Raw genomic sequence first — 25,015 nt, forward strand, 5'->3', positions numbered from 1 at the left:
CGGCGCAAGACCAGCCGACGTCGTCGAGCAGAAAACAAGAAAACGCGCGCGCGAACCCTTTGCGCCGCGGACCATAACATGCAATGAACAACATCCAACGTGGGGCGCTGGCGGCGCTTCTGATCGTCATCGTGGTGATTGCGGCGCTGGCGCCGGCGGGGATCGGCTTTTTGTTCGCTCAGCGCAGCCAGCAGCAGGAGCAGTCCGAACGCCTGAACACGGTCGCCAATGCCGCGCTTTATCGCGCCGAAGACCTGACGCGGCGTCTTTCGGGCGCGCTCGGCGAGATCGGCAAGGTGGCGGCGGCGCCATGCTCGCCGCCGTATCTGAAGGAACTGCGGCGCATCGCGCTCACGCACGAGCAAGTGCGCGATGCCGGCGCCTACGATCGCGACGGGCGCTGGCAATGTTCGTCTCTACTGGGCGCGGTGTCGGCCGGCGTGCTCGACGGCCTCACGCTGCCGCCGCCCGACTGGCGCTCGCGCGATGGCATGATGGCCTGGTACGGGCTGGCGCGTCTGCCGGGCGGCAAGGTTTCGCTCGTGATGGGTCGCGACGGCTTCTATATCGCCGCCGATCCTTCGCTCTACGTCGACACTCTCGACCCGAATGGCGATCGCTCCGGCGGCGTCGGGATCATCAATACCGATGTGAGCCGCGTGATCGCGACCACGCCGGCCACCGACGCCGCCGCGGTCCTCGCCGTGTATCGCGCCCCTCCGCCCGCGCGCGACGACGACTCGCCCTACATCGTGCGGCGCTCCGCGTCGATGCCGCTCGCGGTCGTCGTGAGCGCGCCGCATCAGTCGTTGCGCCAGCGCGTACGCACGCTGCCGTGGGGCTGGCTGCTCGGCGGCGTCGCGGCGGGACTCGCGTTCGCGGGCTGGGCGGCGTTCTTCATCGTGCGCCGGCTGTCGCCGCGCGGTCAGTTGAGCGATGCCGTGCGGCGGCACCAGTTCATCGTCGCGTATCAGCCGATCGTCGATCTCGCCACGCGACGCTGCGTCGGCGCTGAAGCGCTGGTCCGCTGGAAGTATCACGACCGCATCGTGCGGCCCGATCATTTCATCCCGCTCGCGGAGCATCGCGGACTGATCCAGGCGATCACCGATCAGGTCCTCGACACGATCCTGCTCGAACTCGGCGATTTTCTTAAGCGCTACCCGGAGTACTACGTTTCGGTGAACCTGTCCGCGCCGGATCTCACCACGCACCGTTTTCTCGAGGTGCTCGGCCCGGCGCTCGCGCGTCAGGGTGTGCGGCCCGCGCAGATCCGCATCGAGGCGACCGAGCGCAGCTTTCTCGACGCCGATGCCGCCAAGGAAGTCATCAGCGCCTTCCGGGACGCCGGCCACGCCGTCTATCTCGACGATTTCGGCACCGGCTATTCGAGCCTCTCGCATCTGCAGAACTTCCGCATCGACGGCCTGAAGATCGACAAGTCCTTCGTCGATACGATCGGGCAGGACGCGGCGTCGAGCAGTGTCGCGTCGCACATCATCGACATGGCTGCGACCCTCGACGTGCAGGTGATCGCCGAGGGCATCGAGCGCGAGGAGCAGGCCGCGTATCTGCATGCGCGCGGCGCGCGTTTCGGGCAAGGCTGGCTCTTTTCTGCGCCGCTTTCCGCCGCCGAATTCATTCGCTATGCGGGGAGAATGCGCGGTGCCTGATTGCGCTTGATCGGCATGGAATCGTCCTCACTTAGTGAGTTTCCGGACGAGGCACGACCATGAACGACCAGACAGCCACCGCTTTTCTGCGCGACGTGCGGCATCCGCTGCTCGCGCTTCATCGCAGCGTGCTCGCGCATCTGCGCACGCGGCACGAAGCCGAGTTCGGGCCGGTATCGCCGGGTGAATTCCTGCAGATCGTGATCAACGGCTCGGCGTATCGCTGGCTGACGCCGCTTTCGACACTGATCGCCGCCCTCGACGACGTCCTCGACGACGACGAAGCCACCGCCGACGCGCGCATCGCGCACGCGAAGGCGGTCGTCGACATGTTCAGCGCCGGCACGCGTGATCCGGTGTTCGCGGAGCAGTTTCTGCCCTTGCTGCAGGACAGCCCGGACGTCGCCGTGGCGAACGGGCAGGTCGCGCAACTCGTGCGCGGCGTCGCGCGCGCGTAAAAGGCATGCGCGCGGTCTATCGAAAATGCGACCTGAAAAATGCAAATTTCGTCGACCGCGCGTGTGCGGGTTTTCCTGTCTGTCGCACGCGGGCAGCGTTGCGCGGCGGGCGCATGACGGCGCCGTCGCGCGTTTCATCCTTATGCTGCATCGCAGCAAGCCGCCTTCATCCCATTTGAGCGATTGATTTTCGCTTGCGAGTATCGCCCCCAATCGCCGGAGTGCGCCTGACGACGCGCTCCGTCTCTTTCCGGTCAACTCGAAAGACGATGGAGGCACCTCTTGATCCTTTACGGCTACGGCCCGCTCCTCTGGGCGGGCGCCAAAGCGACGCTCGCGCTCGCGGTGCTGTCTCTCGCGGTATCGGTGCTGCTCGGTCTGATGGGCGCATCCGCGAGGCTTTCGCGTCACGCCGCCTTGCGCGGCATCGCGACCGCCTACACGACGCTGATCCGCTCGGTTCCCGATCTCGTGCTGATGCTGCTGCTGTTCTACAGCATCCAGATCGCGGTGAACAATCTCACCGATGCCATCGGCTGGGATCAGTTCGACATCGATCCTTTCACGGCTGGCGTGCTCACGCTCGGTTTCATCTACGGCGCGTATTTCACCGAGACGTTTCGCGGCGCGTTTCTCGCCGTGCCGCGCGGCCAGCTGGAGGCGGGCAGCGCTTACGGCATGAGCGGCATGCGCGTGTTCGCGCGCATTCTCTTTCCGCAGATGATGCGTTTCGCGCTGCCGGGCATCGGCAATAACTGGCAGGTGCTCGTGAAAGCGACGGCGCTCGTGTCGATCATCGGTCTCGCCGATGTCGTGAAGGCCGCGCAGGACGCGGGCAAGAGCACGTTCAACATGTTCTTCTTCATCCTGATCGCGGCGTTGATCTATCTCGTGATCACGAGCGCATCGAACCTCGTGCTGATGGCGCTCGAGCGCCGCTATTCGATCGGCGTGCGGCATGCCGAACTTTGATCCCTGTCAGCGAGACAAGCCATGATCCAGATCTTCGCCGAATACTGGCGCCCGTTTCTGTACTCCGACGGCATGCGCGCGTCGGGTCTCGTCGTCACCTTGTGGCTGCTCGCCGCTTCCATCGTGCTCGGCTTCTGCGCGGCGGTGCCGCTCGCCTGCGCGCGGGTATCGCGAAATCGCTGGCTCTCGACGCCCGTTCGCCTCTACACGTACGTGTTCCGCGGCACGCCGCTCTACGTGCAGTTGCTGTTGCTCTACACCGGCATGTACAGCCTCGAATTCGTGCGCACGCAATCCGTGCTGGAGGCGTTCTTCAAGAGCGGCTTCAACTGTGCGATTCTCGCTTTCGCGCTGAACACATGTGCCTACACGACCGAGATCTTCGCGGGCGCGATTCGCGGGATTTCGCACGGCGAAGTGGAAGCCGCACGCGCCTACGGCATGAGCACCTTCACGATGTATCGCCGCGTGATCCTGCCGTCCGCGTTGCGCCGCGCCTTGCCTTTGTACAGCAACGAAGTGATCCTGATGCTGCACGCGACGACCGTCGCCTTCACGGCCACGGTGCCGGATATCCTGAAGGTCGCGCGCGATGCGAATTCGGCAACTTATCAGTCGTTCGAATCGTTCGGCATCGCCGCGCTTCTGTATGTCGCAATCTCGTTCGCGCTCGTCGCGGCGTTCCGGCGCGCGGAGCGTCACTGGCTCGCTTATCTGCGCCCGGCAGGCACGGCGCGCGCGGTGCGGCGCGCCTGAGCGGTAGAATTCGAACCCATGCAGCAGTCCCTGTCATCACCCGAGGAGAAAGCGTTGGAGCCAACCGCCAAAGACGTCGCGACCAAGCTCGTCGCCGAGGACATTCACAAGCGCTACGGCGACAACGAAGTGCTGAAGGGCGTGTCGCTCTCGGCCAAAGCGGGCGACGTGATCAGCATCATCGGCGCGAGCGGCTCCGGCAAGAGCACGTTTCTGCGCTGCATCAACTTTCTCGAACGGCCTAACGCTGGGCAGATCATCGTCGACGGTGAAGCCGTGCGCACGAAGGCCGACCGTGCGGGCAATCTCGAAGTCGCGGATCACAAGCAGTTGCAGCGCGTGCGCACCAAGCTCGCGATGGTGTTCCAGCATTTCAATCTCTGGTCGCACATGACGGCCATCGAGAATGTGATGGAAGCGCCGATGCACGTGCTCGGCATCTCGAAGAAGGAAGCGGAAGATCGCGCGCGCACGTATCTGGAGAAAGTGGGCTTGCCGCCGCGCGTCGAGAAGCAGTATCCGTCGCATCTGTCGGGCGGCCAGCAGCAGCGTGTGGCGATCGCGCGCGCGCTCGCGATGCATCCCGACGTCATGCTGTTCGACGAACCCACGTCCGCGCTCGATCCCGAACTCGTCGGCGAAGTGCTGAAGGTCATGCAGAAGCTCGCGGAAGAAGGCCGCACGATGATTGTCGTCACGCACGAGATGGGCTTCGCGCGCAACGTGTCGAATCATGTGATGTTCCTGCATCAGGGACGCACGGAGGAAGAGGGCGCGCCCGCGGACGTGCTCACGACGCCGAAGAGCGAGCGCCTGCGCCAGTTCCTGTCGGGAAGTCTGAAATAACGTGACGCTGCAAGTTGCGATCGTCGCGCTGCCGCCGGTGTCGATGAGCGGCATCGCGCCGATCATCGACAGCCTTGCGCTCGCGAACGACATCGACGGGCATCGTCTCTACGAGTGGCGCATCTGTTCCTGGGACGGCCGGCCCGTGCCGCTTTCGGGCGGCGCGCAACTGCCCGCCGATTGCGCATTCAACGACGCCGTGCGCTGCGACTGGCTCATCGTGGTGTCGGAGCGCTATCAGCAGTTCGCGGACTACCGGCTCTTTCTCGCGAGCCTCGCGCGCGTGGCGCCCCGCACGCCGCTCGTCAGCGGCATCCATCACGGCGTGTGGTGGCTCGCGATGGCCGGACAACTCTCGCAATATCGCGTCGCGGTGAACTGGGAAACGTATCAGCAGTTCACCGAGCAATTCGAGCGCGCGATCGTCAGCCAGCAGATCTTCGAAATCGACCGCGACCGCGCCACCTGTTCCGGCGGACAGGCCAGCATCGACTTCATGCTCGCGATGATCGCGCGCGACAACGGACAGGATCTCGCGGAACGCATCGCCGATTCGCTCGGCGCGGGCGTGCTGCGCGCGGGCACGGAGCGCCAGCGCATTCCGTTCGTCACCGCGCCGGGCGAGCGTCATCCGCGCCTGAACGATGCGCTGCAACTGATGGAAGCGAATATCGAAGATCCGCTCGCGACCGATGAAATCGCGGGTCTCGTCGGCATTTCGCGGCGGCAGTTGGAGCGGCTGTTTCGGCAATATCTCGGCGCGATGCCGTCGAAGTACTACCTCAATCTGCGCCTGACGAAGGCGCGCACGCAGTTGCAGCGCACGAGCAAGTCGGTGGTGCAGATCAGCCTCGCATGCGGGTTTTCATCGGCGGCGCATTTTTCCAATGCGTATCGCGACCGCTTCGGCGTGACGCCGCGCGAGGAACGCCGCAACTGGATCGAAAAGCAGCGCGGCGCGATCGACGAGCCGCGCGGCGGGGCGCTGATCGAGCCGCCCGAGCCCGTCTGAAAGCTGCGAAAAAGCCTATCGAAGCATGTCGCGAACGCGCAAGACGGAACGCGCGGGATTGCCTAATATCGAACCTGACTGCACGAACCTTACGAGGAGTGGCTCATGACCGACATCAATGTGAATCGCGGTACGTTCGACGAAGTAATGGTTCCGGTATTCGCGCCGGCCAGTTTCGTGCCCGACCGGGGCCGCGGCTCGCGCGTATGGGACACCGAAGGCCGCGATTATGTCGATTTCGCCGGCGGCATCGCGGTGACGGCGCTGGGCCACGGCCATCCCGAACTGCTGAAAGTGCTGCACGAGCAGGGCGAGAAGCTCTGGCACATCGGCAACGGCTACACGAACGCGCCGGTGCTGCGCCTCGCGAAACGCCTGACGGATCTCACTTTCGCCGACCGCGCGTTCTTCGCGAACTCGGGCGCGGAAGCGAACGAAGCGGCGCTGAAGCTCGCGCGCCGCTATGCCATCGACAAGCACGGCAACGACAAGATCGAGATCATCTCGTTCACGCAGTCGTTTCATGGCCGCACGTTCTTCACGGTGAGCGTCGGCGGCCAGCCGAAGTACGCCGAAGGCTTCGGCCCGCAGCCGCAGGGCATCCGCCATCTGCCGTACAACGATCTGCCGAAGGCGCTCGAAGCCATCGGCCCGAAGACGTGCGCGGTGATCGTCGAGCCGGTGCAGGGCGAAGGCGGCGTGCTGCCCGCCGATCCGGCGTTCCTGAAGGGCCTGCGCGAAGCGTGCGACAAGCACGACGCACTGCTCATTTTCGACGAAGTGCAGACCGGCGTCGGCCGCACGGGCACGTTCTACGCGTACATGCAATACGGCGTGACGCCCGACATCCTCACGAGCGCAAAGGCGCTGGGCAACGGCTTCCCGATCGGCGTGATGCTGACGACCAACGAGATCGCCGCGCACTTCACCGTCGGCGTGCACGGCACGACTTACGGCGGCAATCCGCTGGGCGCGTCGATCGCGGAGAAGGTCGTCGAACTGATCAGCGATCCGAAACTGCTCGAAGGCGTGAACGAACGCAGCAAGGCGATCAAGGCGCATCTCGAGCGCATCAACGAACGCTTCGGCATGTTCAAGGAAATTCGCGGACGTGGTCTTCTGATCGGTGCGGAACTGAACGACGCCTACAAGGACCGCGCGAAGGACGTGCTCAATGCGGCGGCGGCGAACGGCGTCATCATGCTGATCGCCGGGCCGAACGTGCTGCGTTTCGCGCCGTCGCTCATCATGCCGATGGCCGATCTCGACGAAGGCTTCGCGCGCATCGGCCGGGCGATCGAGCAGGTCGTCGGCGCCGCGGCCGTCAAGTGACGAACAGGACCCGATGATGCTATTCGTCCGCCCCGCAGCACTCTCCGATCTCGACGAGCTCGAACGGATGGCGCGCGCAGCGCTTCCCGTGCTGCACTCGCTGCCGCGCGACCGCCGCGCACTCGAAACGCGCGTCGCGCTGTCGGAAGACTCGTTTCGCGCCGAAGTGGAATTTCCCGGCGAGGAGTTCTATCTCTTCGTGCTGGAAGATGCGCAGACGGGCCGGCTGCTCGGCACGTCGAGCATCGTCGCGTCGGCGGGCTATTCGGAGCCGTTCTACGCGTTTCGCAACGATGCGCTGATCCACGCGTCGCGCGAACTCAAGGTGAACCGCAAGATCCACGCGCTCACGATGTCGCACGAGCTGACGGGCAAGAGCCGTCTGACGGGTTTCTACATCGACCCGTCGCTGCGCGATGAAGCAAACGAAGCGGCCGCGCATCTGCTGTCGCGTGCGCGCATGATCTACATCGCCGCGAACCGCAAGCGGTTTTCCAGCGAAGTGTTTTCGCTGATGCTCGGCGTCACCGACGCCGCCGGCGCGTCGCCGTTCTGGGATGCGGTCGGGCGCAAGTTCTTCGGCCGCGACTTCGAGCAGGTGGAAGCGGAATCGGGCGGACGCAGCCGCACTTTCATCGCGGAAGTGATGCCGAGCTATCCGCTCTACGTGCCCTTGCTTCCGGGCGACGCGCAACGCGTGCTCGGCGAGCCGAACGAAACCACGCTGCTCGCCTACGACATCCATCTCGAAGAAGGCTTCGAGCCGGACCGTTTCGTCGATATCTTCGATGCGGGCCCCGTGCTCACGATCGCCATCGACAAGAGCGCGTCGGCGAGTTCGAGCGAATTGCGCGTGGTGCGCGAGGTCGCGTCCGAAAGCGGTGCGCCGTATCTGGTCGCAGCGGGCGGCGCGCATGAATTCCGCTGCGCGGTGGCCGGACTGGCGGGCACGCGCGCCGACGGCGCCGCGCTGAACGCGGCCACGCGCGCTGCGCTCGGCGTAGCGGACAAGGACACGGTGCGTTGCGTGCCGTTGCATCAGGCATCGGGAGAATTGCAATGATCGTCGTGCGTTGCACGCAGCCGGGCGATGTCGACGCGCTCGTCGCGCTCGCCCAGGAAACGGGTCCGGGTCTGACCACCTTCAAGCCGGATCACGGCGCGCTGACGGCCCGCGTCGAACGCGCGCGCCGCACGCTCACCGGCGATGCGCAAGCGTTCGAAGCAGGCTATCTCTTCGTGATGGAAGACACCGCGACCGGCGATGTCGCGGGCGTGTGCGGCATCGAAACGCAAGTCGGTCTGGAGCAGCCGTTCTACAACTATCGCGTGTCGACGGTCGTGCATGCGAGCAAGGACATGGGCGTATGGACGCGCATGTCGCTGCTCAACATCTCGCACGATCTGACCGGCTATGCCGAAGTGTGCTCGCTCTTTCTGAGCCCGCGTTATCGCACGGCGGGCGTGGGCGGCTTGCTGTCGCGTTCGCGCTTCATGTTCATCGCGCAGTTCACGGATCGCTTTCCGCAGCGTCTGTGCGCGGAACTGCGCGGCCATTTCGACGAGAACGGCGAGTCGCCGTTCTGGAACGCGGTCGGCTCGCATTTCTATCAGATCGATTTCAACGAAGCCGACTATCTGAGCTCGCATGGCAAGAAATCGTTCGTCGCCGAGCTGATGCCGCGCTATCCGGTGTATCTCGATCTGCTGCCCGATGCCGCGCAGCAGGCGGTCGGCGTCACGCACAAGGACACCGCGCCCGCGCGCAAGATGCTCGAAGCGGAAGGGCTGCGCTACGAAAATCACGTCGATATCTTCGATGCCGGTCCGGTGCTCGAATGCCACATCGCGGATCTGCGCACGGTGCGCGAGAGCGTGCTGGCGCGCGTGAAGATCGCGGAACAGCGCGCGCCCGGCGAAGCGAAAAGCCTCGTCTCGAACACGCTGCTCGAAGACTTCCGCTGCGGCGCGACGGTCGGCGCGGTCGAGAACGGCATGTTCCTGCTGACGGCGGATGAAGCCGCCGCATTGCGCGTGAAGGAAGGCGACGACGTGCGCGTGCTGACGTCCTGGCCGCGCGCCAAATAAACAGTTGAGACACGACATGGAAATCTCGAACCAGTTGTATATCGGCGGTGACTGGCAGGCAGGCTCGGGCGCGGCGTTCGCATCGCGCAATCCGGGCACCGATGAAACCGTGTGGCAAGGCAACAGCGCATCGGCGCAGGACGTGGACCGCGCGGTGTCGTCGGCGCGGCGCGCGTTCGCGTCGTGGTCGGCGCTTGCGTTCGATGAGCGGGTTGCCATCGCGAGATGTTTCGCCGCGCTGCTCAACGAGAACAAGGAAGCGCTCGCGAGCGCGATCGGCCGCGAAACCGGCAAGCCGCTGTGGGAAGCGCGCACCGAAGTGGCGTCGATGGCCGCGAAGGTCGATATCTCCGTGCAGGCGTATCACGAGCGCACCGGCGAGAAACGCGCGCCGATGGCCGATGGCGTCGCGGTGCTGCGGCATCGTCCGCATGGCGTCGTGGCCGTGTTCGGGCCGTACAACTTCCCGGGGCATCTGCCGAACGGGCATATCGTGCCGGCGCTGATCGCGGGCAACACGGTCGTGTTCAAGCCATCCGAACTCGCGCCGGGCGTCGCGGCGGCGACGCTCGCGCTGTGGATTCAGGCCGGCTTGCCCGCGGGCGTGCTCAATCTCGTGCAGGGCGAAAAGGACACGGGCATCGCGCTCGCGAATCATCGGCAGATCGACGGGCTGTTCTTCACTGGCAGCTCGGACACGGGCACGCTGCTGCACAAACAGTTCGGCGGGCGTCCGGAGATCGTGCTCGCGCTGGAGATGGGCGGCAACAATCCGCTCGTCGTCGCACCGGTCGACGATATCGACGCCGCCGTGCATCACACGATCCAGTCGGCGTTTCTGTCGGCGGGACAGCGCTGCACGTGCGCGCGCCGGCTGCTGGTTCCCGACGATGCCTTCGGCGAGCGCTTCATGCGGCGCTTCGCCGAGGTGAGCGCGAACATCCGCGTCGGCAAGTTCGACGAGGAACCGCAGCCGTACATGGGCGCCGTGATTTCCGCGCGCGCGGCGTCGCGTCTCGTCGATGCGCAGGCGCGTCTCATCGAAGCGGGCGCCGCGCCCGTGCTCGAAATGAGGCAGCGCGCGGCGAACCTCGGCTTCGTCTCGCCGGCGATCCTCGATGTCACGCGCGCCCGCGACATCCCCGACGAAGAGCACTTCGGCCCGATGGTGCAGGTCACGCGCTACAAGACTTTCGATGAAGCCATCGAGCGCGCGAACGATACCGCCTACGGCCTGTCCGCCGGTCTCCTCGCCGACGACGAAACCGCGTGGCGGCACTTCCAGCGCACCATCCGCGCGGGCATCGTCAACTGGAACCGGCCGACCAACGGCGCATCGTCGGCGGCGCCGTTCGGCGGTGTCGGGCGCTCGGGCAATCAGCGGCCGAGCGCGTACTACGCGGCGGACTACTGCTCGTACCCGATGGCGTCGGTGGAGAGCGAGCAATTGCAGATGCCCGCGAGCGTATCGCCGGGGCTCACGTTTTAAGACTCACGTTTTAAGCACCGGAATCGAACATGCAAGCATACGAGGCGAACTTCGACGGGCTGGTCGGCCCCACGCACAACTACGCGGGACTGTCGTTCGGCAATGTCGCGTCGCGCAGCAACGAGAAGTCGGTGGCGAATCCGAAGGCCGCCGCGAAGCAGGGCTTGCGCAAGATGAAGCGGCTTGCCGACCTAGGTTTTCAGCAAGGCGTGCTGCCGCCGCTCGAACGGCCGTCGATCCGGCTGTTGCGCGCTGTCGGCTTTTCCGGCGACGACGCCACCGTGATCTCCCGTGCCGCGCGTGAAGCGCCCGAGTTGCTCGCGGCGGCGAGTTCCGCGTCCGCGATGTGGACGGCGAACGCCGCGACCGTGAGTCCATCGGCGGATACGGAAGACGGCCGCGTGCATTTCACGCCGGCGAACCTCGCGGCCAAGCTGCATCGCGCGATCGAGCATGGCGAGACGCGCCGCTCGCTTGGCGCGATTTTCGCCGACGAAGCGCGCTTCCGTATTCATCACGCGCTGCCCGGCACGCCCGCGCTCGGCGATGAAGGCGCGGCGAACCATACGCGCTTCGCACGCGAGTACGGCGAAAAGGGCGTCGAGTTCTTCGTGTATGGCAAGAGCGAGTACGGCCAGGGTCCGCAGCCGCAGCGCTATCCGGCGCGCCAGACGCTCGAGGCGAGCCGCGCGGTCGCGCGCCTGCATGGTCTTGACGGCGATGCCACCGTGTTCGCGCAACAGTCACCCGACGTGATCGATGCGGGCGTGTTCCACAACGACGTGATCGCGGTCGGCAATCGCACGACGCTGTTCTGCCACGAGCGCGCTTTCGTCGATCAGCACAAGGTCTACGAGGAACTGCGCGCGAAGCTCGACGCGCAGGGCACGCCGTTCAGCGCGCTCGAAGTGCCGGCGAACGAAGTGAGCGTGGAGGACGCGGTTTCCTCGTATCTCTTCAACAGCCAGTTGCTGTCGAGCGCGGACGGGCGGCAACTGCTCGTCGTGCCGCAGGAATGTCGCGAGAACGCGCGCGTCGCGGCGTATCTCGATTCGCTTGGCGGCCGCGATACGCCCATCGACGAAGTGCTCGTCTTCGATCTGCGCGAGAGCATGAAGAACGGCGGCGGCCCGGCCTGTCTGCGCCTGCGCGTCGTGCTGAACGACGCCGAGCGCGCCGCCGTGAACGCGCGCGTGTGGATGAACGACGCGCTCTTCACGCAACTCGATGCGTGGATCGACACGCACTATCGCGACCGTCTCGCGCCCGCCGATCTCGCGGACCCGAGGCTGCTCGCCGAGTCGCGCGCCGCGCTCGACGAACTGACGACCATCCTCGGACTCGGTGCCGTCTATGACTTCCAGCGCTGATTCGTCATTGCTCGACGACTTTCTCGCGTTCACGCTGCAAGGCCGGCGGCCCGAGGCAAGCACCGGCACCGCGCCTTCAGGCGTGCGCTGGACGTGGCAAGGCGAGGGCGTGCTGTTGCTCGAACCCGCGAACGCGCCGACGCTCAGCGTGCTCGTATCGGCGGGCATTCATGGCGATGAAACCGCGCCCATCGAAATGCTGTCGCTGCTGATCGCGGATATCGCCAGTGGAAAGGCGTCGCTTGCGGCGAGCATGCTCGTGATCGTCGGCAATATCGGCGCGATGCGCTCGGGCGATCGTTATATCGACGACGATCTCAATCGCCTGTTCAGCGGCCGACACGCGAGCCTGCCCGAAAGCCGCGAGGCACGGCGCGCGGCCGAGCTGGAGGACGCCGCGCTGAAGTTCTTCGAGCGCGCTGCGCTGCCCAGGTGGCATATCGACATGCACACGGCGATCCGCGCGTCCGTGTTCGAGCAGTTCGCACTGTTGCCGCACACGGGCGCGCCGCTCGCCCGCGCGATGTTCGACTGGCTGCGCGATGCGCGGCTGCAGGCCGTGCTGCTGCATCGCGAGAAGGGCAACACGTTCACGCATTTCACGGCGCAGCACGCGGGCGCGCTCGCGTGCACGCTGGAACTCGGCAAGGTGCGGCCGTTCGGCCAGAACGACCTGACGCGTTTTGCCGCATCGGATGCGGCATTGCGCCGTCTGATCGCGGGCGAAGCCGCGGCGCAGCGCGCGCCGTTGCGCGTGTTCACCGTCGTCGCGCAGATCGACAAGCAGAGCGATCGCTTCGTGCTGAACGTCGCGAGCGATGTGCCGAACTTCACGCCATTCGCTGCGGGCACCGAGCTCGCGCGCGATGGCGACTATTGCTATCGCGTGTCGCACGATGAAGAGCGCATCGTGTTTCCGAACGCGAAGGTGAAGCCGGGCTTGCGCGCCGGCCTGATGGTCATCGACACCACCGACGCCACGCTCGACTCCCTCGATTGAACCGGTATTGCGCGCTCGCGCGCTACAATCGCGCCCCGGTGTTTCGGCGGCCGCGTCAGGCCGCATCATCACACCGGGTTCGAACCGCAATGGAAGGAGATAGAAGTTGAAGAAATCGCAATTGATCGGCCGCAAGCTTGCTGCGTTCGCGGTGTTGGGCGTGACCGTCGCCACGAGCGTAGCCACGTTCAACGCGCAAGCCGCCGATGACATGAAGACATTGCGCTTCGGCGTCGAAGCGTCGTATGCGCCGTTCGAGTCGAAGTCGCCGGGCGGCGAGCTGATGGGCTTCGATATCGACATCGGCAACGCGGTGTGCGCGAAGCTGAAGATGAAGTGCGTGTGGGTCGAGAATTCGTTCGACGGGCTGATTCCCGCGCTGCAGGCGCGCAAGTTCGACGGCATCAACTCGGACATGACGATCACCGACAAGCGCAAGCTCGCGATCGATTTCACCGATCCGATCTACACCATTCCCAATCAGTTGGTCGCGAAGAAGGGCAGCAGCATTCAGCCGACCGTCGATGGTCTGAAGGGCAAGCGCGTCGGCGTGTTGCAGGGCTCGATTCAGGAGACGTACGCGAAGGCGAAGTGGGCGCCTGCGGGCATCGATGTGGCGTCGTATCAGGCGCAGGATCAGATTTACGCGGATCTGGCGGCGGGCCGTCTGGATGCGGCGTTCCAGGATGCCGAGGCGGCGTCGAAGGGCTTTCTGAAGCAGCCGCAGGGCGCGGGGTTTGCGTTCGCGGGTCCGGCGGTGACGGATGACAAACTGCTCGGCGCGGGTGTGGGGTTCGGTGTGCGCAAGAACGACAAGGCGTTGAAGGAAGCGCTCAATCGCGCGCTGAAGGAACTGAAGGACGATGGGAGCATTGATCGCTTCGCAGCGAAGTATTTCGATGTGAGGGTGGTGTTGAAGTAGCTTCGGTGGCGTTTAGGGTTGGGTGCGGTTGGGTTGGTTGCCGGATCCCGTTTTCGTGTTGGTTTATTGGCGTTGCCCCTGTGCGGGGCGGCAGTCACTTTCTTTGCTGCTGCAAAGAAAGTAACCAAAGAAAGCAGCTCGATACGCCCGCGGTCATACGCAATTTGGGCATTCTTCTCCTCGCTCGTGGCCTCTGTAGCGAGTGCCCTCGTAGGCCTAACCGGGCTTGGACCGCGCACGGTCTGACAAGCTAGTCGTTTGAGCGCGCTGGTTCAGCACGAAACTGTTCCGGCTCAGCGCTGCGCGCTGCCGTCGGGTATGCAAGGGAAACCAACGAGAACAGAGAAACGCAGAAGCCCACGCAGCCCCGATGGACCCATCGGCTGCGAAGCGGGCCGGAGCCATTTCGTGCTGAACCAGTTTGTTTTGTGGCGCGATGTGGCAGACCGTGCGCGGTCCAAGCCCGGTCTGGCCTTTGAGGGCACTCGCTACTGCTGTGCCAAGACTGATCGCCTGTGCCGCGGCCGGCATGAAGCACTTTGGATGGGGAAAGCTGTTTCTTTGGTTACTTTCTTTGCAGCAGCAAAGAAAGTGACTGCCGCCCCGCACAGGGGCAACGCCAATATACCGACACGCCAACGGGATCCGGCGACAAACCCTCGCCTAGAAGAGGCCGAAGCCTCACTCAACTCGACGGCGCAATCACCACCGTACACGTCGTCCCCGCACTCAGCAGCACCCCCTCCGGCACCTGATCGATCTGCACCCGCACCGGCACGCGCTGCGCGAGCCGCACCCAGTTGAAAGTCGGGTTCACATCGGCGAGCAGTTCGCGGCTTTGCGGATTGTCGCGATCGTAAATACCGCGCGAAATGCTCTCCACATGCCCCTTCAACTCGCCGCCGCTCATCAGTCGAATCGACGCCTTGTCGCCGATACGCACATGCGGCAGCTTCGTTTCCTCGAAATAGCCGTAGACCCAGAACGAATGACTGTCGACGATCGCGAGCTTCGCCGCGCCGGTCGTCGCGTAGTCGCCGCGGAACACGTTCAGGTTCGTCACGTAGCCATCCACCGGCGAAAACACCTTCGTGCGCTCGAGATTGAGCTTCGCGGCGTCGAGCGCGGCCTGCGCCTGCTGCAACTGCGCCTCGGCGGTCGATGCGGTCTGCATCGCGTTCTCGCGCGCTTCCTTCGAGACGACCTGACTGTCCATATCGGCGCGACGCACGGCATCGGCGCGGCGCATGCGCAACTCGGCCGCGCGCGCCGCGACGTTCGCCTGCGCCTGTTCGACCGCGATCCGGTAGTGCGACGGATCGATCTCCATCAGCAGATCGCCTTTCTTGACGAACTGGTTGTCGCGAACCGGCAGTTGCACGACCGCGCCCGACACGTCCGGCGCGACGTTGACGACATCCGCGCGCACGCGGCCATCGCGCGTCCACGGCTCGTCCATGTAATGCACCCACAGCACGCGCCCGATGACGAGGGCAGCGGCGAAGATGGCAATCGTCAAAACCAGGCCGATGATTTTCCTGAGAATCATGTTGGAACTCTTTTTCAGCTTGTATGAAGGTGATGCGCTCATCGATACGCGATGAGCCCGAGCGTGCCGCAGATGCACACCAGCAGGCTCGCGCGAAAGAGCGCCGGATGCCAGACCACGCGATAGATTCCCGTCAGCGAAAGCACGCGGTCGACGACCCACGTGATCATCGCGCCGGCGATGAAGAGCAGGAGAATCGTCGGCACATAGGCTTCGAGGATCGCGACGTTACGCGGCAGCATGGGGCGCTCCTTCAGGCGAGTGTTGTTGCGTGGACGCCGAGGCTGCGAACTGCGCAAACGGCGATTCGTGATCGAGCAGCGCGGTACGGATGAAGTGCAGATGACTCGCGATGCGCTGCAGCCGATGTCTTTCCTCGCGCGGCGCATCGAACGTGGCGAGCACGGCTTGCGTATCAGCGATCGCGCGTTCGGTCGCGGCCAGGGCCGCGTCGAAGCGCGCTTGCTTCGGCCGGTCGAAGAGCCGCGCGACGGCATCGAGCGTCGCGTCGACCGAGCGGCGCCAAGGCATCGACGCGTCCGGCAGCGCCGCGATCTCGCGCCGCAGATCGATCACCGCGTTACCGAATTCGAGCACCGCGAAGAGCCACTGCAGTGCGTCGCGTTGCGAATCGGGACGGCCGGCCGGAAGCGCGTTGATCTGCGCGAGCAGGTCGCGCGTGCGGCTTTCGAAGTGCGTCGTGAGCGTGGTCAGACGTCCGCGGCGCGCGCTCACCACTTCGCGCCGCAAGTCGCCGAGCAGCAGATGACGCAGCCACGGCGCATCGGTCGGCAGCAGCACCGCGAAGGCGATCGCCGCGACGATCATCGACAGCACGAGCGCGAGCGCATCGTTCATGTAGCCGGTCGGATCGTAATGGACCAGATTGTCCGGGCCCGCGAGAAAGCAGAAGAAGATGCAATAGCCGATACCCACGCCCGCGAGCGCGCGCCGCGTGCTCAGATACGCGCCGAGCAGCAGCGCGGGCGCGAGCGCGGCGCACATCATCGTGAAGCCGTCGATATGCGGAAACACGCCGAACACGACGATCATGCCGACCACGCTCGCGAGCATCGTGCCGAGCGCCATTTGAGCGGACATGAGGGTCGGACGCGGCGACGACGACGCGAGCGCGCACACGGCCGCCGCGTTGAGCACCATCGTGCCGCCGCTCGGCCACGCGGTCTCGATCCAGAACGCGGAGAGGATGAACATCACGACCGCGCCGCGCAAGCCCGAGATGGCCGCCGCGAACATGTTGGTCTTCGGCACGTAGCGCGCGATCCAGCGCTCGCGTTCATGCGACGGCGAGGTCAGCGACGCGTACGTCTGCGCATACGCGAGCATGTCATCGACGAAACGGTAGAGCAGTTCCGCCGCGGTATCGAATTCGAGTTGCGCGAAGTCCGGATTCGCTTCGAGTGCGGCACGCGCCGCGCGCACGCGCTTCGGCAAGGCGGCCTTGTAGTCGTGCAATTGCGCGGCGGCGTGCGCGGCTTCGGCGGCGTTGCGCACCGGCTCGCCCGCTACTGAAAAGAGCGGCGGCACTTCGCGAAAGAACGGTTCGAGCGCCGCGATGGTCGTCGCCGATGCGTTCTCGCGCAGCCGGTTCATCAACTGATGCAGCGCGTGAAAGCGCGTCGACGCGCTCATGAATTCGCTGTTCAGACGCGCGAGGCGTCCGCCGCGCATGCGCGACTCGGGATTCTCGAACACGGCGACGCTGCGCGCGGCCTCGAAGCCGACGATATCCGACACGAACGCGAGATTGGTCCGCTCGATCTGCGCGCGCTCCATCTTGCCCGACAGCGCGCGGCACACATAATCGACGAACTGCGTGAAGCGGCGGCGCACCGTCGTCCTGATCTGTTCGCCCGCGTGCTGCGGAAAGATCAGCGCGCTCACCGCGCCGGAACACACGATGCCGAGCGTCACTTCGCCGACGCGCGTGAGCGCCGACAGATACGCGGCCTCCGGATGCTGCGCCGCCGGAATGCCGATCAGCGCGGCCGTGTAACCCGCGAGCACGAAGCCGTACGAGCGAAAGTTGCGGTTGCGCGCCGCGCCCGCCGTGCAGACGCCGACCCACAGCGCCGTCGCCGAAAGAAACAGCACCGGCTGCTGCGAAAACAGGCTGATGAAGACCATCATCACGACGAGGCCGACCATCGTCCCGCAGAAGCGATAGAAGCTCTTCGCGAGCACCATGCCGCTTTGCGGCTGCATCACGACGAACACGGTGGTCATCGCGGTGCGCGGCTGCTGCATGTCGAGGCGCATCGCGATCCACAGCGCCAGCAGCGCCGCGAGCACGGCCTTGAAAATGTAGATCCAGGCGAGGCCGTCGGTGCGCGCCCAGTCGAGCAAGGCCAGCTTGAGCGACGGACGTTCGATGAGTGTAGCGGGCGTCGACATGCTCAGTCCCGCGTCTTGCTGAACGGGCCGATGTGCTGCGACGGCGCGAGCGCGTTCTGTTCCGGGCCGTTGGCCGGATCGTCGATCCCGCCGCCGAGCGCCGACGTGAGCGTCGCATACGACGCGAGACGTTGCGCCCGCACGCGCGCCTGTCCGTCCTGCGCCTTCAGCAACTGCGTCTGCGCGATGAGCACGTTCAGGTAATCGGTCAGCCCGCGCTTGTAGCCCTGGTTCGCGAGGTCGTAGTTCTTGCGCGCGGCCGCGACCGAGCGGCCGGACGCTTCGAGCTGCGTATCGAGCGAATGCACGCGCACGACCTGATCGGCGATGTCCTTGAGCGCCGCGACGAGCGTCGCGTTGTAGTGATCGACGGCCTGATCGTATTGCGCCGATGCCGCGCCGAGTTGCGCGCGCAGGCGTCCGCCTTCGAAGATCGGCAGCGAGATCGCCGGGCCGAAGCTGTAGCCGGATGCGTCGCGCGTGAGGAAACTGAGCAGCGCGCCGCCCGCGAACGCCTGCGTGAGCGATGCCGCCAGATTGATGTTCGGATAGAAACCGGCTTTCGCCACATCGATGCCACGCGCCTGCGCCGCGACCATCCAGCGCGCCGCGACGATATCGGGCCGATGACCGACCAGTTCGGCCGGCAGCGCGGAGGGCAGGGGCAGCGGCGTCGCGAGCGACAGCGCCGGGCGCGTGAGCGCCTCGCCCGCGCCCGGACCGTCGCCCGCGAGCGCGGCGAGCTGATGGCGCGCGAGCTGGATCTCTTCCTCGTAGACATCGACCTGACGCTCGTATTCAGGCAACGGCGTTTCGGCCTGGCTGACTTCGAGCTGCGTGCCGAGGCCGCCGCGCAGACGCCGCCGCGCGAGGTCCGCGATGCGTTCCTGCTGCGCGAGCGTGTCCTCGGCGATATCGAGCAGCGCGAACGACTGCGAGAAACCGACGTACGCCCGCACGATGTTCGTCTCGAGTTCGAGCTGCGCGGCGCGCGCATCGGCGGCGCGCACGTGGGCGACATCGAGCGCGCGCTCGGCGGTGTTGTCGTCGCGATGCCAGAGGTCGAGGTTGTAGGACAGCGTGAGACCGGCGGTGTTGTCCCAGGTGGTCGTGTCGGCGTAGGGGCCGGGACCGTAGAAATCGTTATTGGGCCAGTTCTTGCGCGAGATGCTCATCGCGCCGTCGACGTGCGGCAGGAGCTCGGAACGGGCGACGCCCGCCTGTTGCTGCGCTTCGCGCACGCGCGCCGCCGCCATCGCCAGCGTTGGGCTGCCGTGGGTCGCGCGTGCGATCCAGGCGTCGAGCTGCGGGTCGCGATATTCGCGCCACCATTCCTGCGCGGGCCATTGGGCGTCGGCGTTGGCTGCGCGAATGGCGCTGCCGACATCGAGCGTCGATGCATCGTTGAGCGAATCCTGCGGCGCGATCTTGCCGGTGCTGGCGCACCCGGCAATTGTTAATATCGCTGTAAGAACCGCGGCACACGCAGCGCTTCTGGACACTCGCCCTCGCACGATTCACTCCCGAATTTGAATTAGATGTCAGGAGGTCATTATATTTTTGCAAGGATTGTCGAATAACCCGTAAGGATGCAAAGCATTTTTACGGAGGATGTGATAATCGTTGTTGCCGGATGTGCAACAATTCGGTCCACGAACAGTTCTTGAAGACGGAAAAGCGCCATGGACACGCTCCAGAACATGCGCGTATTTGTGCGGGTGGTTGAAGCGGGCAGCTTCACCGCGGCCGCGCAGCATCTCAATACGACGACGGCTTACGCGTCGCGCGCCGTGTCGGATCTCGAAGCGCATCTGCGCGCGCGCTTGCTCAATCGCACGACGCGGCGCATCGCGCTCACCGAAGCCGGCGAGCGGTATCTCCAACGCTGCGAGCAGATCCTCGCCTATGTCGATCAGGCGGAAGCGGAGGCCGGCGACGCGCACGCGCGTCCTTCCGGCAAGCTCAAGGTGCATTCGATGACGAGCTTCGGCCAGCACTACATCGTGCCGATGATCTCGCGCTATCAGCAGCGCCATTCGTCGGTGCAGGTCGATCTGACGCTCGCGCAGCGCGTGCCGGATCTGCTCGACGAAGGCTACGACGTGTCTGTCGTGCTCGCGTCCGAGCTGCCCGATTCCGGGCTCGTGTCGGCGCGTCTCGGCACGGTGTTCAGCATCGCGTGCGCGTCGCCTGCGTATATCGAGAAGCACGGCGCGCCGCATGTGCTGTCCGATCTCGTGCGCCACACCTGCCTGCATTTGATGACGCCGGTGTTCCCGCCCGACCGCTGGGTCTTCGACGGCCCGAACGGCCAGGAGACGGTGAGCCTCGGGCCGTCGACGTTCACGGTGAACGTCGCGGAGGCGATGGTGGTCGCGATCCGCGAGAGCATGGGCATCGGCGTGCTGCCGACTTCGTCCGCGCTGCCGGGCCTGCGCGCGGGCACGCTGGTGCGCGTGCTGCCGCAGTACACCATGCAGGAGCTGCACGTCTACGCGCTCTATCCGTCGCGGCAGTATCTCGATGCGAAAATCCGCACCTGGGTCGAGTTTCTGCGCGAGGCGCTGCCCGACACGCTCGCCGCGGATGCCGAATCGCTAAAGGAATTCGTCGTCGCCTGAAGCGCGCGGGTGCGCGTCCGGTTACGAAATAAAGCGCGGTGCAACACTTGCTTACTCACGGTTCGGCCGCAGCTTGATACCGTCTGGACTGGTTCGAACGCATCTTTTACCGGGATAAGTCACATGAGTACGCCACTTCTGATCGCCCTTGCCGCGCTTCTGGCGTTGATCGCCGTTCCGGCGTCTCGGGATTTCTTCAACGCCATGCGCGGCCTGTCGGAGCGCGACGCGAAGCCGCGTCTCGTGCCGATACGCATCGACGACGACCGCGACCCGCGCGTGCGCCGTCCGCGCGATCACTACGATCGCTGATTTTTCAGAGCGCCGTCGCCAGCGGCTCGATGAGGCGAGGCTCGTCGTTGGTCGCGCGATTCACATCGGTCGATACGCGATGCCAGACGAAGTGAGACGCCGGCACGCCGTCCGCCTTGACGAGCGCCGCGAGGTCTTCGGGCGACGCGTCCGGATCGAGCCAGCGCCGCGCGACGGCGGGTGAGAAGACCAGCGGGCGGCGGTCGTGCACGTCGACCAGGCCTTCGTCGGCGGCCGCCGTCACGATGACGAAGCCCGCGCCGGGCGCGGCGGCGTCTTCATCGCGCAGGATGCTGGTGAGCGCAGCGAGATACATCGGCTCGCCGTCCGCGCGCTGAATGAAGTACGGCTGCTTGAAGGGCTTCGCCGCGGGATCGCCGGGGCGCGGCTCGATGCGCCATTCGAACCAGCCGTCGGCCGGCACTAGAATGCGCGCCTTCTTCCACAAATGCTTGAAATACGCGCTGGTCGCCGCGGTCTCGACGCGCGCGTTGATCGTCTGCGGCAGCTTCTTCTGGATGGCCCACGGCGGGCAATAGCCCCAGTGCACCGCGCGGATGGTCTCGTCCGGATAGACGGCGAGCGGATGCGTGCCCGGCGACAGGTTATAGCCGGGACGCCGGTCGGCGGCATCCACGAGCACGAACGGATTCTTCAGATGCAGACGTTGCGCGTAATGCATCGGCAGTCGGTACTGGCTGATTCGGCCACACATGGCGTTCCTCCGCAAAGTCCAACACGGTTCGCTTCATATCTCGACGACCTTGTCCCACGCGAAATCGGGATTCTCCCACTGTTGCCTGCGCCGGTCGAAATAACCGCGCGGATTGCACACGACGCGCGTGCCCTCGACGACGTAATCAAACGACGTATGCGTATGCCCGTGTATCCATAGCGACGCGGGCGCGCGCGCGAGTTGCGGCAGATGATTGACGAAGCCTGCCGATACGAGATCTTCCGCGTAGCGCGGCGCGAGGCTCTGCCGCATCGGCGCATGATGCGTGACGACGATCGTCTGGCCCGCGAACGGCTTCGCGAGCTCGGCTTCGAGCCACGCACGCGCCTGTTGGTGCAAGGCGAGCGAATCGTCGGGGGCGAACTCGCGCGGTTCGCCGTCCGGCTCGGGCCATGACAGTTGAATGAGGCCCTTGTAGTCGAGCATGACCTTCGTGCACGCCTCTTTGGCGTTCTCGATTTTGTCGTCGCCCGCGCCGAACAGCGCAAAGTCGGTCCACAGCGTCGTGCCGAGCACGCGCCACGCGCCGCGTCGATCGACCAGCGACGCGTTGTTCAGATAGTGCACGTTGTCGACGCTGCGCGCGGCATCGTGCATCGCCGCTTCCATCGCGCCGAACTCGGCGTCGTAATACTCGTGATTGCCGGGGACGTAGATGACCGGCACCTCGGAGCCGAAGTTTTCCGCCGCCCAGCGCAAGCCCTCGGCGTGATTGTGGATGTCACCCGCCAGCACGACGAGATCGGCCTCGGCGTAGGGAATCGCCAGCGGCTCGTCGCATTCGAGATGCAGGTCCGACAGCACGCGAATCTTCATGCGATGTCCTCCGTGGGCGAAGCCGCGTTCCAGTGCACGACCTTGCCGGGATTCATCAGATTGTCCGGATCGAGCGCGGCCTTGATGGTCTGCATGAGGCGCACTTCGACCGGCGACTTGTAGTGCATGGCTTCATCCACCTTCAGTTGGCCGAGGCCGTGCTCGGCGCTGATGCTGCCGCGATGCGCGTGTACCTGGTCATACACGAGCGCGTTGATCGGCGCCTGATGCTCGTCCAGAAACCGTTTCTGATCGACGCCCTCGGGCGCCTGCACGTTGTAGTGCAGATTGCCGTCGCCGAGATGGCCGAACGTCACCATGCGCGCGCCGGGAACCGCCTTCGCGATGATCGCATCGGTTTCGTCGATGAAGCGGCCGATGCTCGAAATGGGCACGGCAATATCATGCTTGATGTTCAGGCCTTCTTCCGCCTGCGCGAGCGGAATATGTTCGCGCAAGTCCCAGAATGCCTGCGATTGCGCGAGATTTTCCGCGACGACGGCATCTTCCACGACGCCTTTTTCGAGCGCTTCTTCCATCAGTCGCTCGAAGAGGATGCGGGCGTGCTCTTCGCTTTCGCTGTCCGAGAGTTCGAGCAGCACGGTCTGCGCGTGCGGCTCGCCGAATGGATAGCGCAGTTGCGGAAAGTGCCGGCCGACCAGGCGCATCGAGAAATCGGACATCAGTTCGAAACCGGTCAGTAGCGCGCCCGCGTGATGCTGCGCCATCGAAAGGAAATCGAGCGTGGCGTGCGGCGACGCGAGCCCGGCGAGCGCCGTGACTTTCGCGACCGGCGCGGGATGCAGCTTCATGACGGCCGCCGTGATGATGCCGAGCGTGCCTTCCGCGCCGATGAACAAATCGCGCAGATCGTAGCCGGTGTTGTCCTTGCGCAGACCGCGCAGCCCGTCCCATATTTCACCTTGCGGCGTCACGACTTCGAGCCCGAGGCAAAGCTCGCGCGTGTTGCCGTAGCGCAGCACGCCGGTGCCGCCCGCGTTCGTCGACAAATTGCCGCCGATCGTGCAACTGCCTTCCGCCGCGAGACTGAGCGGAAAAAGACGCTGCGCGCTCTCGGCGCGCGCCTGAATCTCGGCGAGGATGACGCCGGCTTCGACGGTGATCGTGTTGTTGTGCGGATCGATGCCGCGAATCCGGTTGAGCCGCTTCAGGCTGATGACGGCCTGCGCGCCGCTCGGATCGGGCGTCGCGCCGCCGGCGAGCCCTGTATTGCCGCCCTGCGGCACGATCGCCACGCGATATTCACGCGCGAGACGCACGACGGCCGCGACCTGCGCGGTATCGGCGGGCAGCAGCACGGCGCACGCGTTGCCGCGATAGCGCTTGCGCCAGTCGACGAGATAGGGCTCCGTATCGTGGGTGTCGGTCAGGACGTGCGGCGCGCCGAGGACCTCGGTGCAGGCGGCGATGAAGGCTTGGGATGCGGTCATGGGCTGAAAAGCGGAGATTCCGGTAGGGCGTAGTCGACAGTATCGCGCAGGCATGCGGCGCGCGACCCTCGTCCGAATGGCATAGGCACGCGCGGCGCGCGCCAATCCGTGCTACAAAGCATCAAGACCTGGCGGCGCAGGCGTCAGAAAAGCGAATGGACTAGCTTTTTTTCGCACGGGCGTTCAACCGGGCCGTACGCTTGAACGGCGCGACGTAGGCGAGCGCGCAGACGAAGAACGCGAGGGCGAGCAGCGCTTCCAGCCAGGCGAGCGATGCGGAAAGGCCCGCATCGGTCATGCCGCGCACGACGCCCTCGGCCAGATAGAGCAGAACGAGCATCGACGCCCATTGCAGCGTATAGAGGCTCTTGCGTGCGACACCGGGCAGCGCGCACGCGAGCGGCAGCGCCTTCAGCGCGAGCGCCCACGCGCCGGGGCGCAGCGGCGCGAGCCAGAGCTCCCAGACGAGCGAAAGGACGATGAGCGCGGCGAGGCTGGCAAGCGCGCCGACTGCCAGCACGGCGTTGGGACGCGTCGTGGAGATCGGCGTGGTCATGCGGAGCGCGCGCCGCGCACGAGATTGAGCGCGGTGCGCGCGAGCCGCGCGCCGAGGGCGATGGCGAGCGCTTTCTCGTCGGCGGAAATGCCGTGGCGGCCGTTGTCGTCGCCGCCCGCGCGCGCATGATGCGATGCGCCGTAGGGCGTGCCGCCGCTTTGCGTCGAAGTGAGCCGCGATTCGGTGTACGGGATGCCGACGATCATCATGCCGTGATGCAGAAGCGGCAGCATCATCGAAAGCAGGGTGCTTTCCTGGCCCCCGTGCAGGCTGCCGGTCGAGGTGAAGACGCTGGCGGGCTTGCCCGCCAAAGCTCCAGAGAGCCACTGCGGCGTGGTGCCGTCGAGGAAGTATTTGAGCGGCGCCGCCATGTTGCCGAAGCGCGTGGGCGAGCCGAGCGCGAGACCGGCGCATTCCTCGAGGTCGCGCAGTTCGGCGTAGGGCGGGCCGTCGGCGGGAATGTCGGGCTGGGTGGCTTCGCAGACGGCCGAGACCGGCGGCACCGTGCGCACGCGCGCCTGCATGCCGGGCACGCTGTCGACGCCCTGGGCGATCGCGAGCGCAAGCTCGCGGGTCGCGCCGTGGCGGCTGTAGTAGAGCACGAGAATGTCGTTCATAAGGCTTTTTTAGTGAACGGCTAT

24 protein-coding genes are annotated in these 25,015 nt (G+C 65.4%); 15 read left to right on the forward strand and 9 right to left on the reverse strand.

Annotation, left to right across the window (positions count from 1 at the left end; all coding sequences use genetic code 11):
- Window positions 1–83 precede the first annotated feature (83 nt).
- The 13 genes from BTHE68_RS04865 (at window position 84) to BTHE68_RS04925 (ending at window position 13,918) form a co-directional block, all read left to right on the forward strand.
- Window positions 84–1,673: an EAL domain-containing protein gene (locus BTHE68_RS04865; protein WP_162065373.1), complete on the forward strand. Its 1,590-nt coding sequence runs from the start codon at window positions 84–86 to the stop codon at window positions 1,671–1,673.
- A 59-nt stretch (window positions 1,674–1,732) separates the two neighbouring features.
- Window positions 1,733–2,131, forward strand: coding sequence for a hypothetical protein (locus tag BTHE68_RS04870; protein ID WP_162065374.1), 399 nt, complete (start codon window positions 1,733–1,735; stop codon window positions 2,129–2,131).
- Between the two features lie 282 nt (window positions 2,132–2,413).
- On the forward strand, window positions 2,414–3,103 hold the full coding sequence (locus BTHE68_RS04875; RefSeq protein ID WP_162065375.1) for an ABC transporter permease: 690 nt from the start codon (window positions 2,414–2,416) through the stop codon (window positions 3,101–3,103).
- Between the two features lie 21 nt (window positions 3,104–3,124).
- Complete coding sequence (locus BTHE68_RS04880) at window positions 3,125–3,859, forward strand: ABC transporter permease (RefSeq protein WP_162065376.1); 735 nt, start codon at window positions 3,125–3,127, stop codon at window positions 3,857–3,859.
- 18 nt (window positions 3,860–3,877) lie between these two features.
- Window positions 3,878–4,705 (forward strand): ABC transporter ATP-binding protein, encoded by an 828-nt coding sequence (locus tag BTHE68_RS04885; protein ID WP_232077906.1) that lies wholly within the window; start codon window positions 3,878–3,880, stop codon window positions 4,703–4,705.
- 43 nt (window positions 4,706–4,748) lie between these two features.
- Window positions 4,749–5,717, forward strand: coding sequence for a GlxA family transcriptional regulator (locus tag BTHE68_RS04890; RefSeq protein WP_232077925.1), 969 nt, complete (start codon window positions 4,749–4,751; stop codon window positions 5,715–5,717).
- Window positions 5,718–5,822: 105 nt separating this feature from the next.
- Window positions 5,823–7,049, forward strand: coding sequence for an aspartate aminotransferase family protein (locus BTHE68_RS04895; RefSeq protein ID WP_162065379.1), 1,227 nt, complete (start codon window positions 5,823–5,825; stop codon window positions 7,047–7,049).
- Window positions 7,050–7,065: 16 nt separating this feature from the next.
- Entirely contained in the window at window positions 7,066–8,112 is a 1,047-nt protein-coding gene (gene aruF / locus BTHE68_RS04900; protein WP_162066792.1) for an arginine/ornithine succinyltransferase subunit alpha, read from the forward strand.
- A complete protein-coding gene (gene astA, locus BTHE68_RS04905) occupies window positions 8,109–9,137 on the forward strand; it encodes an arginine N-succinyltransferase (protein ID WP_162065380.1) in 1,029 nt (342 codons plus the stop codon). The genes aruF and astA overlap by 4 nt, the downstream gene beginning before the upstream one ends.
- Window positions 9,138–9,153: 16 nt before the next feature.
- Complete coding sequence (astD, locus tag BTHE68_RS04910) at window positions 9,154–10,626, forward strand: succinylglutamate-semialdehyde dehydrogenase (protein ID WP_162065381.1); 1,473 nt, start codon at window positions 9,154–9,156, stop codon at window positions 10,624–10,626.
- 29 nt (window positions 10,627–10,655) lie between these two features.
- Complete coding sequence (gene astB, locus BTHE68_RS04915) at window positions 10,656–11,996, forward strand: N-succinylarginine dihydrolase (protein ID WP_162065382.1); 1,341 nt, start codon at window positions 10,656–10,658, stop codon at window positions 11,994–11,996.
- Window positions 11,980–12,996 carry a succinylglutamate desuccinylase gene (gene astE, locus BTHE68_RS04920; protein WP_162065383.1) on the forward strand — a complete coding sequence of 339 codons (1,017 nt, stop codon included), beginning with the start codon at window positions 11,980–11,982 and terminating at the stop codon, window positions 12,994–12,996. Before astB ends, astE begins: the two co-directional genes overlap by 17 nt.
- A gap of 106 nt (window positions 12,997–13,102) precedes the next feature.
- Entirely contained in the window at window positions 13,103–13,918 is an 816-nt protein-coding gene (locus BTHE68_RS04925; protein WP_162065384.1) for an ABC transporter substrate-binding protein, read from the forward strand.
- Window positions 13,919–14,603: 685 nt separating this feature from the next.
- On the opposite strand, the gene BTHE68_RS04930 is transcribed toward BTHE68_RS04925, so the two are convergent.
- The 4 genes from BTHE68_RS04930 to BTHE68_RS04945 are packed head-to-tail and all read right to left on the reverse strand — an operon-like array spanning window position 14,604 to window position 19,396.
- Window positions 14,604–15,467: an efflux RND transporter periplasmic adaptor subunit gene (locus BTHE68_RS04930; RefSeq protein WP_162065385.1), complete on the reverse strand. Its 864-nt coding sequence runs from the start codon at window positions 15,465–15,467 to the stop codon at window positions 14,604–14,606.
- A gap of 38 nt (window positions 15,468–15,505) precedes the next feature.
- On the reverse strand, window positions 15,506–15,709 hold the full coding sequence (locus BTHE68_RS04935; RefSeq protein ID WP_061175740.1) for a DUF1656 domain-containing protein: 204 nt from the start codon (window positions 15,707–15,709) through the stop codon (window positions 15,506–15,508).
- Window positions 15,696–17,882 carry an FUSC family protein gene (locus tag BTHE68_RS04940; protein WP_162065386.1) on the reverse strand — a complete coding sequence of 729 codons (2,187 nt, stop codon included), beginning with the start codon at window positions 17,880–17,882 and terminating at the stop codon, window positions 15,696–15,698. The genes BTHE68_RS04935 and BTHE68_RS04940 overlap by 14 nt, the downstream gene beginning before the upstream one ends.
- Before the next feature lie 2 nt (window positions 17,883–17,884).
- A complete protein-coding gene (locus BTHE68_RS04945; protein WP_162065387.1) occupies window positions 17,885–19,396 on the reverse strand; it encodes an efflux transporter outer membrane subunit in 1,512 nt (503 codons plus the stop codon).
- 168 nt (window positions 19,397–19,564) lie between these two features.
- Between BTHE68_RS04945 and BTHE68_RS04950 the strand changes: the two genes are divergently transcribed.
- Together BTHE68_RS04950 and BTHE68_RS04955 are read left to right on the forward strand one after the other, a co-directional pair.
- Window positions 19,565–20,503 (forward strand): LysR family transcriptional regulator, encoded by a 939-nt coding sequence (locus tag BTHE68_RS04950; protein WP_061175737.1) that lies wholly within the window; start codon window positions 19,565–19,567, stop codon window positions 20,501–20,503.
- A 123-nt stretch (window positions 20,504–20,626) separates the two neighbouring features.
- Entirely contained in the window at window positions 20,627–20,815 is a 189-nt protein-coding gene (locus tag BTHE68_RS04955; protein WP_162065388.1) for a hypothetical protein, read from the forward strand.
- A 4-nt stretch (window positions 20,816–20,819) separates the two neighbouring features.
- Here BTHE68_RS04955 and BTHE68_RS04960 read toward each other — a convergent pair whose 3' ends face one another.
- The 5 genes from BTHE68_RS04960 to wrbA form a co-directional block, all read right to left on the reverse strand.
- Entirely contained in the window at window positions 20,820–21,530 is a 711-nt protein-coding gene (locus BTHE68_RS04960) for an SOS response-associated peptidase (RefSeq protein ID WP_162065389.1), read from the reverse strand.
- A 33-nt stretch (window positions 21,531–21,563) separates the two neighbouring features.
- On the reverse strand, window positions 21,564–22,367 hold the full coding sequence (locus BTHE68_RS04965; RefSeq protein WP_162065390.1) for a metallophosphoesterase: 804 nt from the start codon (window positions 22,365–22,367) through the stop codon (window positions 21,564–21,566).
- Window positions 22,364–23,818, reverse strand: coding sequence for an FAD-binding oxidoreductase (locus BTHE68_RS04970; protein WP_162065391.1), 1,455 nt, complete (start codon window positions 23,816–23,818; stop codon window positions 22,364–22,366). The genes BTHE68_RS04965 and BTHE68_RS04970 overlap by 4 nt, the downstream gene beginning before the upstream one ends.
- Window positions 23,819–23,978: 160 nt before the next feature.
- Window positions 23,979–24,374: a DUF2069 domain-containing protein gene (locus BTHE68_RS04975; RefSeq protein WP_162065392.1), complete on the reverse strand. Its 396-nt coding sequence runs from the start codon at window positions 24,372–24,374 to the stop codon at window positions 23,979–23,981.
- Window positions 24,371–24,991 (reverse strand): NAD(P)H:quinone oxidoreductase, encoded by a 621-nt coding sequence (gene wrbA, locus BTHE68_RS04980; RefSeq protein WP_162065393.1) that lies wholly within the window; start codon window positions 24,989–24,991, stop codon window positions 24,371–24,373. Before wrbA ends, BTHE68_RS04975 begins: the two co-directional genes overlap by 4 nt.
- Window positions 24,992–25,015: the final 24 nt, after the last annotated feature.

This window comes from Burkholderia sp. THE68, assembly GCF_009938265.1.
GTDB lineage: Bacteria > Pseudomonadota > Gammaproteobacteria > Burkholderiales > Burkholderiaceae > Caballeronia.

What these genes read in the sequence shown, in the direction of transcription:
- BTHE68_RS04865 (WP_162065373.1), top strand. Translation starts at nt 84, where the DNA reads ATGAACAACATCCAACGTGGGGCGCTGGCGGCGCTTCTGATCGTCATC.
- BTHE68_RS04870 (WP_162065374.1), top strand. Translation starts at nt 1,733, where the DNA reads ATGAACGACCAGACAGCCACCGCTTTTCTGCGCGACGTGCGGCATCCG.
- BTHE68_RS04880 (WP_162065376.1), top strand. Translation starts at nt 3,125, where the DNA reads ATGATCCAGATCTTCGCCGAATACTGGCGCCCGTTTCTGTACTCCGAC.
- BTHE68_RS04885 (WP_232077906.1), top strand. Translation starts at nt 3,878, where the DNA reads ATGCAGCAGTCCCTGTCATCACCCGAGGAGAAAGCGTTGGAGCCAACC.
- BTHE68_RS04890 (WP_232077925.1), top strand. Translation starts at nt 4,749, where the DNA reads ATGAGCGGCATCGCGCCGATCATCGACAGCCTTGCGCTCGCGAACGAC.
- BTHE68_RS04895 (WP_162065379.1), top strand. Translation starts at nt 5,823, where the DNA reads ATGACCGACATCAATGTGAATCGCGGTACGTTCGACGAAGTAATGGTT.
- aruF (WP_162066792.1), top strand. Translation starts at nt 7,066, where the DNA reads ATGCTATTCGTCCGCCCCGCAGCACTCTCCGATCTCGACGAGCTCGAA.
- astA (WP_162065380.1), top strand. Translation starts at nt 8,109, where the DNA reads ATGATCGTCGTGCGTTGCACGCAGCCGGGCGATGTCGACGCGCTCGTC.
- astD (WP_162065381.1), top strand. Translation starts at nt 9,154, where the DNA reads ATGGAAATCTCGAACCAGTTGTATATCGGCGGTGACTGGCAGGCAGGC.
- astB (WP_162065382.1), top strand. Translation starts at nt 10,656, where the DNA reads ATGCAAGCATACGAGGCGAACTTCGACGGGCTGGTCGGCCCCACGCAC.
- astE (WP_162065383.1), top strand. Translation starts at nt 11,980, where the DNA reads ATGACTTCCAGCGCTGATTCGTCATTGCTCGACGACTTTCTCGCGTTC.
- BTHE68_RS04930 (WP_162065385.1), bottom strand. Translation starts at nt 15,467, where the DNA reads ATGATTCTCAGGAAAATCATCGGCCTGGTTTTGACGATTGCCATCTTC.
- BTHE68_RS04935 (WP_061175740.1), bottom strand. Translation starts at nt 15,709, where the DNA reads ATGCTGCCGCGTAACGTCGCGATCCTCGAAGCCTATGTGCCGACGATT.
- BTHE68_RS04940 (WP_162065386.1), bottom strand. Translation starts at nt 17,882, where the DNA reads ATGTCGACGCCCGCTACACTCATCGAACGTCCGTCGCTCAAGCTGGCC.
- BTHE68_RS04950 (WP_061175737.1), top strand. Translation starts at nt 19,565, where the DNA reads ATGGACACGCTCCAGAACATGCGCGTATTTGTGCGGGTGGTTGAAGCG.
- BTHE68_RS04955 (WP_162065388.1), top strand. Translation starts at nt 20,627, where the DNA reads ATGAGTACGCCACTTCTGATCGCCCTTGCCGCGCTTCTGGCGTTGATC.
- BTHE68_RS04960 (WP_162065389.1), bottom strand. Translation starts at nt 21,530, where the DNA reads ATGTGTGGCCGAATCAGCCAGTACCGACTGCCGATGCATTACGCGCAA.
- BTHE68_RS04965 (WP_162065390.1), bottom strand. Translation starts at nt 22,367, where the DNA reads ATGAAGATTCGCGTGCTGTCGGACCTGCATCTCGAATGCGACGAGCCG.
- BTHE68_RS04970 (WP_162065391.1), bottom strand. Translation starts at nt 23,818, where the DNA reads ATGACCGCATCCCAAGCCTTCATCGCCGCCTGCACCGAGGTCCTCGGC.
- BTHE68_RS04975 (WP_162065392.1), bottom strand. Translation starts at nt 24,374, where the DNA reads ATGACCACGCCGATCTCCACGACGCGTCCCAACGCCGTGCTGGCAGTC.
- wrbA (WP_162065393.1), bottom strand. Translation starts at nt 24,991, where the DNA reads ATGAACGACATTCTCGTGCTCTACTACAGCCGCCACGGCGCGACCCGC.